Here is an 8613-nt window from a genome sequence, read left to right as displayed (position 1 = left end):
TCAGTCCATCCCGAGCGGGCCGTCGGCGGCTCCGGCCAGGAACTGGCGTACGAACGGGTCCTGCGAGGCGAAGGTCTCCTCGGCGGTGCCCGAGTGCACGATCTGCCCCTTCCACAGCACCGCCACGTGGTCGCTGACCTCCTGGGCGGTCGGGATGTCGTGCGTGATCACGATGTAGGTGCCGCCGTGCTGGCGGTGGACCTTCTGGATCAGCCGCCCGAGCAGCTTGGTGCGGACCGGGTCCAGACCCGAGTCGGGCTCGTCGAAGAGCACCACGTCGGGCCGCATCACCAGCGCGCGGGCGAAACCGGCGCGCTTGCGCATACCGCCGGAGATCTCGTTCGGCGCCTTGTCGACGGCGGCCTCGAGGCCGACCTCCTTGAGGTGGAACATCACGGTGTCCCGGATCTCGGCCTCGGAGAGGTTGGTGTGCTTGCGCAGCGGGAAGGCGATGTTGTCGTAGATGTTCATCGACCCGAAGAGCGCACCGTCCTGGAACAGCACGCCGAACCGCTTGCGCAGCTCGTAGCGCTCGTGCTCGGAGACGCCCCAGATGTCGCTGCCGAAGACGCGTACCTCACCGGCATCGGGCTCGAGCAGGCCGACGATGTGCTTGAGCAGCACGCTCTTGCCGGTGCCGGACGGGCCGAGGACCGTGGTGATGGCGTTGTGGACGAATGTCAGATCGATGCCATCGAGGATGTTGCCGGAGCCGAACGACTTGCGGACGCCGACCAGCTCGATGCTGTGCGGACTGTTCGGCTGCTGCTCGAAGCCTGTGTGCGGAACCGTGAGATTCGCGGTCATCATTTCCTCCCGTGGACGTGGCGCGCCAGTCATCTAGTTGCCGATCGGTGCGTTGGGGGTGTTGCCGTAGAAGAGCTGGACCAGCGCCATGCCGATGAGGCTGACGAGGACGAGGTTGACGAGCATCGACCGCGCCGTGTTGAGGCCGACGCCGACCGGGCCGCCCTTGGCGGTGTAGCCGAAGTAGGACGCGACGGTGAGGATCACGACGCCCAGGACCGTTCCCCAGATGACCGCGAGGATGAAGTCGCGCGGGTTCTGGAACAGGAACAGGTAGTACTGGAATCCGCCCGGACTCACGGTCTGCAGCAGCTGTACGTTGAAGAGGAACCCGGCGAAGAAGTTGACCACCATCGAGGTGACGAAGATCAGCGGCATGGTGATGGCCCCCGCGATCACCCGGGTGCTGACGAGGTAGGGGATCGACCGGATGCCCATGACCTCCATCGCGTCGATCTCCTCCGAGATCCGCATCGCGCCGACCTCGGCGACGATGCCGCAGCCGATCTTCGCCGCGACCATCCAACCGAAGACGACCTGGATGATCCCGCGTACGCCGGCGACCGAGTTCACGGCGGCGATGTAGGAGTCGATGCCGATGCTGGCGAAGAGGAAGTTGGCGGTCAGGCCCATGACCGCGCCCATCATGAAGAGCATCGCCAGGATCACCAGGCTGTTCTCGCGGACGATGGCGCTGGCGTGCCGCACGATCTCGGAGGGGTAGAGACGGATCGCGACCGGGATCTCGGCGAAGACCTTGCCGACGAAGCCGACGAACTCCCCCACCCCGTCCAGGCGGCCCTTCGGCGGCGCGGCCGGTCGGCGGCGCCGGGTGGCGACGGGCGCGACCGGCGCGACCGGACGTACGGGCTCGGCGGCGGTCATCGGAAGTTCCCCAGGTTCGGGAAGAGGCCGAGCAGCAGCGCGTTGAAGGCGAGCTGCAGCACCCAGACCCCCACGAAGGAGAGCACCACCGCCTGGTTGACGGCGCGACCGAGACCGATCGCACCGCCGGAGGCGTTGAGCCCCTTGTAGCAGCAGATCGTGCCGATCAGCAGACCGACCAGGAAGCAGTTGGCGACCACGGCCAGCACCTGCACCGGCGAGACGTTGGCGAACAGGTTGCTGTGGAAGTCGGCGCTGGACTGGCCGGCGACGTAGTTGGCGCCGACCTGCATCGAGACGATCGTGACGATGATCGACGGCACCGAGATCAGGGTCGTGAGCAGCGTCAGCGAGACCACTCGCGGGACGGCGAGGTCGCGGATCGGGTCGACGCCCATGACCTCCATGGCGTCGATCTCCTCGCGAACCTTGCGGGCCCCGATGTCGGCGGTCAGCGCCGATCCGATCACGCCCGCCACCACCATGGAGACGATCCACATCGTGAAGGTACGCATCGCCTGCAGCAGGAGCAGCGGGCCGAAGAGCTGGGTGGCTCCCGCCATCGCGAAGAACTGGACGGTCAGGATCGACATGAAGATGAGGAACCCGAAGATCGCCGCGGCGATGGGAAGCGAGGCCTGCTTCAGGGTCTGATACATGTCGTCCGCGACGTCGACCCAGTAGCCGCGCGGATGCAGCACCGCGCTCCTCACGATCTTGACGAGCAGGTCGACCATCCCGCCCGCCTCGATGACCGGCCCCCGAACCTTCGGCGGCAGCCACTTGAGCGAGTTGGACAGCGGATTGGCGTAAGGACCACGCCGGGTGATCGGCGGGGCAGCAGCACCTGTGCTCATACCTGTCTGCGCTCCTCGTGCAACTTGGCAGGGCGGGCCGAACGGCCGCCAACGGCGGGTTCCGGCCCGGCGCATCGAGGTGCGACGCGCATCACACTCAACGAGGTCATGTGATGCAGGTTACGGGTTAATCCGTATGGCTTTAGGTTTTTTTTCTATAGATATTAGTTTTACGTTCGCGATACTCCATCGGCTCCCATCCTGCCGGGGCCCGCAGGCATGTGCCCCTGGGTCGACGTCGACAGACGACCGGACTCGACACTGCCGCGCAAATGCGATCAAGGCGGTGTTTCGGTGGAGGTGAGGGGACTCGAACCCCTGACCCCCTGCACTGTTGTGCGGATTCTCGACGCATCGGAAATCCTTGCGGAGTCTCGGCCGACGTCTGTGACCTGGGCCGATGCCCTGAACCGCGGGCGACTGCGCAGCAGACTCTAGCCGGCATCACGGGAGATCCCGACTACTTCTGGGCACCGACTCCTTCAGCGTTTGCTGCAGCGACGCGGCGAGCCCAGTCAGCCGCATGGCGCTCGTGCAGCTCGTCGGTGAGCCAGCCCGCGGCGATCAGCAGGACCAGAGTTGCGACGGCGGACAGGGCGATTGCGAACAGCATGTGTCGATCGTGATGGGCGATCGACGCAAACAACAGTGACGAAAAAGGCTACCTTCGATAGATTATCGTCATGCATCGGATCGCGGTCCTCGCGTTCGACGGCGTGCATAGCATGGACCTGGCGATGCCGCTGCAGGTGTTCAGTACCGCGCACTCACGCGACAAGGAACCGGGCGAGCTGTTCGGTGCGCGGTTGTACGACGTCCGGGTCTGTGGCGACGGCAGCGAACTGGCCGTCTGCGGGGTGGACGATGTCGAGATGTACCGGTTCACGCCGCCGCACCCGCTGGAGGCAGCCCTGGAGGCGGACACGATCGTGGCCACCGGGACGCCGCGGGAGCTGTCCGCCGAGGCCCTGCGCCTGCTGGGCGAGGCCCACCGCAGAGGCATCAGGATCGCATCGCTCGGCACGCGGATCATCGTGGCGTCGGGGTTGCTCGACGGGCGACGTACGGCCACACACTGGTCCCGCGCGCACGACCTCGCCGTGCTCTACCCCCGGGTGGAGGTCGACGCCGATGTGCTCTTCGTCGACCATGGCGACGTCATCACCTCGGCCGGAGCCGCCAGCGGCATCGACATGTGCCTGCACCTGGTCCGGGTCGACCACGGGGCCGCCGTCGCCGCCGATGTCGCCCGCCACATGGTGGTACCGATGCAGCGCGACGGCGAGCAGGCGCCATACATCCGGCACGACGAGCCCGCGGACGACCACGGGTCGCTGCAGACCACGTTGCTGTGGCTGCGGGAACGACTGGAGGAGAGGACGACGCTGGCCGAGATCGCCGCCCACGCCGGGATGAGCCTGAGCACCCTCAACCGGAGGTTCAAGGAGCAGACCCGGTCGACTCCGTTGCAGTGGCTGCTGCGAGAACGCGTACGTCACGCCCAGGAGCTGCTGGAGTCGACCGACCTGAGCATCGAGGAGATCGCGCACCATTGCGGCTTCGGCAGCGCCGTGGCGATGCGGCAGCAGTTCGCCAAGATGTTCGGGATCTCACCGTCCGACTGTCGGCGCACCTTCCGGGCGACGCTCAGGCCGGTGTTGAGTCCGATCCCCTGAGGTCGGTGTCGACGGACACCGACGCACCCTGGTCGACGTCGGCGGTCGCCAAGACGACGTAGGAGTTCGCGGCGAGAATCGCCCGCGCGGGCGCAACTCGTAGAAGACGGAGTTCGGATCCGGAAGGCATGTCGCGCTCCGGGAGGTGCTAGCTCGCTGCCGCTCAGGGTAAGGCGCGAGGACACATATTCGGGACAGGTATGGCCCTGCATGAGGCGGGGTCAGCCGTCACGGAACGACACGGAATACCATGTTCCGGAGCGTGAACCGGGTCCACACTCACTCACCGAGCGGCGCGAGCATCACATGGCACCAGTGGCAGGCGGCATAGCCGACGCTCAAGAGGAGAGGAATCCCCCGCCGCCGCGCCTCCTCGAACGTGTCCGGCCCCCACTCCCACCAGCTCACAGGGTCTGAGCGTGCTGCAGCAGGTGGGGCGAGGTCGCGGAGGCGAGTCGGTTGCCCACTCCCCCAGCCTTGCACGCACGTGAACAGGCGATGCGAACCCGCCCCTGAACAGGATCTGGCCAGCGATTCCGTAACCGGAACCAATAACGCGCCAACAACGAGATCAGGGCCGTGTTCCTGGCCCTCTGAGAAGGTCTGGAACACGGCCCTGATCTGGTGTTTCGGTGGAGGTGAGGGGACTCGAACCCCTGACCCTCTGCATGCCATGCAGATGCGCTACCAGCTGCGCCACACCCCCGTTGGCGTTGTCCCGGTGATCAACCCGGGCAACGAGAAGAACAGTAGCGGAACGCTCTCCCGATCACGAAATCGGGGCCCCCATTCCGTACGTCGCGAGTCGCCAGGGCGCCGAGGCAATGAGTCCATGGGCGGACTCCTTGGCGGTGAGCTCGATCCAGGCGCAGTTCGTCAGCGGCGCGAGGGTGGTGACGACGGACGGGTCCCAGCCGAGGAAGGCGGCCAGGCCCTGCCGGATCGCGCCGCCGTGAGCCACGACCACGACGGTCTCGCCGGGCGCGACGGTCTCGGCGACGTCGTGGAGCGCGCCGCTGAAGCGGGCCGCGACCGTGGGCCAGGACTCCCCGCCGTGGGGCTCCCAGCTGGCCGGCATCTCACCGAAGCGCTCGAAGATCTCGGCGCGGTTCATGCCCTCGGCCTCCCCCGCGCAGACCTCGCGCAACCTCGGGTCGTACGCCGCCTCGAGGCCGGTCTCCTCGGCGACGTACGCAGCGGTCTGGCGGGCCCGCATCAGGTCCGAGGAGACCAGGCGGGTCACGGCGTAGGCCGTCCCAATCGCACGAGCGGCGGCTTTGGCCTGCTGGTGGCCGGTCTCGGCCAGCTCGATGTCGGTCTGGCCCTGGTAGCGGCCGTCGGCGTTCCAGGGCGTGACGCCATGGCGGAGGAGGACGATGCGACGGGTCACGGGCGCGATCAGCCCTCGGAGACGATGTCGGCGGGCAGCGAGATCGAGGGGCAGTCGCGCCAGAGCCGCTCGAGGGCGTAGAACTGGCGCTCCTCCTCGTGCTGGACGTGCACGACGATCTCGCCGTAGTCGAGCAGCACCCAGCGTCCCTCCTTGTGGCCCTCGCGGCGCAGCGGCTTGGAGCCGAGGTCGCGCAGCTTCAGCTCGACCTCGTCGACGATCGACTGCACCTGCCGCTCGTTGGGGGCGGAGGCCAGCACGAAGGCGTCGGTGATGGCCAGCTGGTCGCTGACGTCGAAGGCCAGGATGTGCCCGGCCTTCTTGTCCGAGGCCGCCCGGGCGGCGGTGATGGTGAGCTCGATGGCGTGCTCGGTCGCGGTCATACGCGGTCCTTGTCTGAGGGATTCTTGCGGTAGAGGTCGTGCTTGCCGATGTACTGCACCACGCCGTCGGGGACGAGATACCAGACCGGCTCGCCACGGTGACGCCGCTCGCGGCAGTCGGAGGACGAGATCGCCAGCGCCGGGATCTCGAGCATGGTGATGCGGTCGGAGGGGATCTTCGCGATGACCTCGGGATCCATGGTGTAGCCCGGGCGCGTGCACCCCACGAACTGGGCGAGCTCGAAGAGCTCGTCGGTGTCGCGCCAGGTGAAGATGTCGGCGAGCGCGTCGGCCCCGGTGATGAAGTAGAGCTCGGCGTCGGGCAGCGCCTTGGCGAGGTCGCGCAGCGTGTCGCGCGTGTAGGTGCGGCCGGCCCGGTCGATGTCGACCCGGCTCACGGTGAAGCGCGGGTTGGCGGCGGTCGCGATGACCGTCATCAGGTAGCGGTGCTCGGCCGGCGACACGTCGCGGTCGGCCTTCTGCCACGGGTCGCCGGTCGGCACGAAGACGACCTCGTCGAGGTCGAAGAACGACTGCACCTCGGAGGCGGCCACCAGGTGGCCGTGGTGGATGGGATCGAAGGTGCCACCCATCACCCCGACGCGACGCTTGCCGCTCAGGCCCTCGAGGCCTGGTTCGGGCACTCCCCCGTTGCCCATCTGATCAGCGCTCAGGAGTGCTCACGGCCACCGGCGAACCAGACCAGGACCAGGAGAGCGAAGACGAGGATCGCCAGGGCGCCGCCGCCGATGACCCACTCGATGCCAGAGGTGCCGTGCTCGGCCCCGTGCTCAGCGGAGGTGATGATACTCGACACAACAGAGTTCGACATGGCGCACAGATTACCTTGTGGCTGCTGCTGCTAGCGCACGTGCCCGTCCCCGGTGACCACATACTTCGTCGAGGTCATCTCGGGCAGCCCCATCGGGCCCCTGGCGTGCAGCTTCTGGGTAGAGATCCCGATCTCCGCGCCGAAGCCGAACTCGCCACCGTCGGTGAACCGCGTCGAGGCGTTGACCATGACCGCCGCGGAGTCGACCGCTGCGGTGAACCGGCGGGCCGCACCCAGGTCCTCCGTCAGGATCGCCTCGGTGTGGCCGCTCGACCAGCGCCGGATGTGGGCGATGGCGGCGTCGAGGGAAGGTACGACCGCGGCGCTGATCTTCAGCGCCAGGAACTCGGCCGCGTAGTCCTCGTCGGTGGCGGGCTCGACCAGGTCGAAGGCGCAGAAGGCCTCGTCGCCCTGGATCTGCACCCCGCGCTCCTGCAGGGCGGGGACCACCATCGGCAGGAACTCCTTGGCGATGTCGGCGTGCACGAGCAGCGACTCGGCGGAGTTGCACACGCTGGTGCGCTGGGTCTTGGAGTTGACCACGATCGTGACCGCCTTCTCGAGGTCGGCAGCCTTGTCGACGTAGACGTGTACGTTGCCCACCCCGGTCTCGATGACCGGCACCGTCGACTCCTCGACGACGCTGCGGATCAGCCCGGCGCCACCGCGCGGGATGAGCACGTCGACCAGGCCTCGGGCCCGCATCAGCGCCTTGACCGAGTCGTGGCCCTCCCCGGGCACGACCTGGATCACGTCGGCCGGGAGGCCGACGGAGGCGACGGCGTCGCGGAGCACGGCGGCGATCGCGACGTTGCTGGAGGCGATGTTGGAGGAGCCGCGCAGGAGCGCCGCGTTGCCGGACTTCAGGCAGATCCCGGCCGCGTCCACGGTCACGTTGGGGCGCGCCTCGTAGATCATCCCGACGACGCCGAACGGCACCCTTACCTGGCGCAGCTCGAGGCCGTTGGCGAGGGTGCTGCCGCGTACGACGTCACCGACGGGGTCCGGGAGGGCGGCGAGCTCGCGGAGCGCAGCGGCGATGCCGTCGAGACGCTCCGGGGTCAGGGTGAGGCGGTCGATGATGTTGGCCGGGCTGCCCGAGGCCTCGGCACGGGCGACGTCGGCCGCGTTGGCCTCCAGCACCTCGTCGGCACGCGCCAGGAGCGCGTCGGCCATCGCGTGCAGCGCCGCGTCCTTCACGCTGCGCGGGGCGACCGCGAGCTCGTAGCTCGCCTCTCGTGCCTTCGCCGCCACCTCACGGATCACTGCCTCTGCACTCATGTGAGAAAGCCTAGGCGGTCCGGGGTGGGCAGCCACCACCCTTTCGCCGTACGGACCGCGCGGCCGGGTCAGTCCTCCTCGGCCAGGCCCAACAGCACACCGAGACCCCGGAGCGGGTCGAACGGGCTCTCGGACGGCTCCGCCGTCGCCATCGGCTCGCCACTCGCCGACCCGGACGCCGAGGGCCGGACCTTCCGAGGCGCCTTCACCGGCGTCGGCTCGGCGGCCGCGCCCGTCGGCCGCGTCGACGGCGCCTCGCTGCGATCCTGCTTCGCAGGCGCGGGCGAGGCCGCCGCGCTCGCCGTCGGCTCGGGGTCGGCCATCGCCGGATAGTCCACCGGCGGTTGATACGTCTTCCGCACGAACGCGATCCCCGTCGTCGCGGCTGCGAACAGCGCAGACAGCACGAGCGCCGAGATCCAGGGCGTCCAGCCACGCCACCAACCTCCGGCGGGGCTCCGAGCCCCGTCGAACTCACTCACTCCCACAACCATCCCCCAGG

12 protein-coding genes and 1 tRNA gene are annotated in these 8613 nt (G+C 68.2%); 1 reads left to right on the top strand and 12 read right to left on the bottom strand.

Translation table 11 applies throughout. The annotated features are described in order from the left end of the window. The 4 genes from BLT25_RS16165 to BLT25_RS29950 all read right to left on the bottom strand — a co-directional run bounded on the left by BLT25_RS16165 (position 1) and on the right by BLT25_RS29950 (position 3162). Positions 1-807: an ABC transporter ATP-binding protein gene (locus BLT25_RS16165; RefSeq protein ID WP_091048810.1), complete on the bottom strand. Its 807-nt coding sequence runs from the start codon at positions 805-807 to the stop codon at positions 1-3. 33 nt (positions 808-840) lie between these two features. Then, positions 841-1692: an MlaE family ABC transporter permease gene (locus BLT25_RS16160; protein WP_218131373.1), complete on the bottom strand. Its 852-nt coding sequence runs from the start codon at positions 1690-1692 to the stop codon at positions 841-843. Next, positions 1689-2549, bottom strand: a complete 861-nt coding sequence (locus tag BLT25_RS16155) for an MlaE family ABC transporter permease (RefSeq protein ID WP_091047923.1) — start codon at positions 2547-2549, stop codon at positions 1689-1691. Before BLT25_RS16155 ends, BLT25_RS16160 begins: the two co-directional genes overlap by 4 nt. 460 nt (positions 2550-3009) lie before the next feature. Beyond that, on the bottom strand, positions 3010-3162 hold the full coding sequence (locus BLT25_RS29950) for a hypothetical protein (RefSeq protein ID WP_176883985.1): 153 nt from the start codon (positions 3160-3162) through the stop codon (positions 3010-3012). Between the two features lie 70 nt (positions 3163-3232). Here BLT25_RS29950 and BLT25_RS16150 point away from each other — a divergent pair, with 70 nt between their 5' ends. Then, on the top strand, positions 3233-4225 hold the full coding sequence (locus BLT25_RS16150) for a GlxA family transcriptional regulator (protein ID WP_091047922.1): 993 nt from the start codon (positions 3233-3235) through the stop codon (positions 4223-4225). 279 nt (positions 4226-4504) lie between these two features. On the opposite strand, the gene BLT25_RS30720 is transcribed toward BLT25_RS16150, so the two are convergent. The 8 genes from BLT25_RS30720 to BLT25_RS16115 form a co-directional block, all read right to left on the bottom strand. After that, positions 4505-4900 carry a DUF255 domain-containing protein gene (locus BLT25_RS30720; RefSeq protein WP_256328663.1) on the bottom strand — a complete coding sequence of 132 codons (396 nt, stop codon included), beginning with the start codon at positions 4898-4900 and terminating at the stop codon, positions 4505-4507. Then, a tRNA-Ala gene (locus tag BLT25_RS16140) sits at positions 4859-4931 on the bottom strand. Before BLT25_RS16140 ends, BLT25_RS30720 begins: the two co-directional genes overlap by 42 nt. A 63-nt stretch (positions 4932-4994) precedes the next feature. Continuing rightward, positions 4995-5615 (bottom strand): histidine phosphatase family protein, encoded by a 621-nt coding sequence (locus BLT25_RS16135; protein ID WP_176883983.1) that lies wholly within the window; start codon positions 5613-5615, stop codon positions 4995-4997. Positions 5616-5623: 8 nt separating this feature from the next. Next, positions 5624-5998 carry a ribosome silencing factor gene (gene rsfS, locus BLT25_RS16130; protein WP_091047921.1) on the bottom strand — a complete coding sequence of 125 codons (375 nt, stop codon included), beginning with the start codon at positions 5996-5998 and terminating at the stop codon, positions 5624-5626. After that, complete coding sequence (gene nadD, locus BLT25_RS16125) at positions 5995-6657, bottom strand: nicotinate-nucleotide adenylyltransferase (protein ID WP_091047919.1); 663 nt, start codon at positions 6655-6657, stop codon at positions 5995-5997. The genes rsfS and nadD overlap by 4 nt, the downstream gene beginning before the upstream one ends. Before the next feature lie 11 nt (positions 6658-6668). Next, positions 6669-6830 (bottom strand): hypothetical protein, encoded by a 162-nt coding sequence (locus BLT25_RS29945; protein WP_160027856.1) that lies wholly within the window; start codon positions 6828-6830, stop codon positions 6669-6671. A 30-nt stretch (positions 6831-6860) separates the two neighbouring features. Beyond that, positions 6861-8111 carry a glutamate-5-semialdehyde dehydrogenase gene (locus tag BLT25_RS16120; RefSeq protein ID WP_091047918.1) on the bottom strand — a complete coding sequence of 417 codons (1251 nt, stop codon included), beginning with the start codon at positions 8109-8111 and terminating at the stop codon, positions 6861-6863. Positions 8112-8179: 68 nt separating this feature from the next. After that, complete coding sequence (locus tag BLT25_RS16115; RefSeq protein WP_091047915.1) at positions 8180-8593, bottom strand: hypothetical protein; 414 nt, start codon at positions 8591-8593, stop codon at positions 8180-8182. Positions 8594-8613 lie beyond the last annotated feature (20 nt).

The sequence above is a fragment of the Nocardioides sp. YR527 genome, assembly GCF_900101045.1.
Lineage (GTDB): Bacteria > Actinomycetota > Actinomycetes > Propionibacteriales > Nocardioidaceae > Nocardioides.
This window is presented reverse-complemented; position numbering and strand designations above follow the sequence as displayed.

Coding starts and splice junctions, on each gene's coding strand:
- BLT25_RS16165 (WP_091048810.1), bottom strand. CDS start 807: ATGACCGCGAATCTCACGGTTCCGCACACAGGCTTCGAGCAGCAGCCG.
- BLT25_RS16160 (WP_218131373.1), bottom strand. CDS start 1,692: ATGACCGCCGCCGAGCCCGTACGTCCGGTCGCGCCGGTCGCGCCCGTC.
- BLT25_RS16155 (WP_091047923.1), bottom strand. CDS start 2,549: ATGAGCACAGGTGCTGCTGCCCCGCCGATCACCCGGCGTGGTCCTTAC.
- BLT25_RS29950 (WP_176883985.1), bottom strand. CDS start 3,162: ATGCTGTTCGCAATCGCCCTGTCCGCCGTCGCAACTCTGGTCCTGCTG.
- BLT25_RS16150 (WP_091047922.1), top strand. CDS start 3,233: ATGCATCGGATCGCGGTCCTCGCGTTCGACGGCGTGCATAGCATGGAC.
- BLT25_RS30720 (WP_256328663.1), bottom strand. CDS start 4,900: ATGGCATGCAGAGGGTCAGGGGTTCGAGTCCCCTCACCTCCACCGAAA.
- rsfS (WP_091047921.1), bottom strand. CDS start 5,998: ATGACCGCGACCGAGCACGCCATCGAGCTCACCATCACCGCCGCCCGG.
- nadD (WP_091047919.1), bottom strand. CDS start 6,657: ATGGGCAACGGGGGAGTGCCCGAACCAGGCCTCGAGGGCCTGAGCGGC.
- BLT25_RS29945 (WP_160027856.1), bottom strand. CDS start 6,830: ATGTCGAACTCTGTTGTGTCGAGTATCATCACCTCCGCTGAGCACGGG.
- BLT25_RS16120 (WP_091047918.1), bottom strand. CDS start 8,111: ATGAGTGCAGAGGCAGTGATCCGTGAGGTGGCGGCGAAGGCACGAGAG.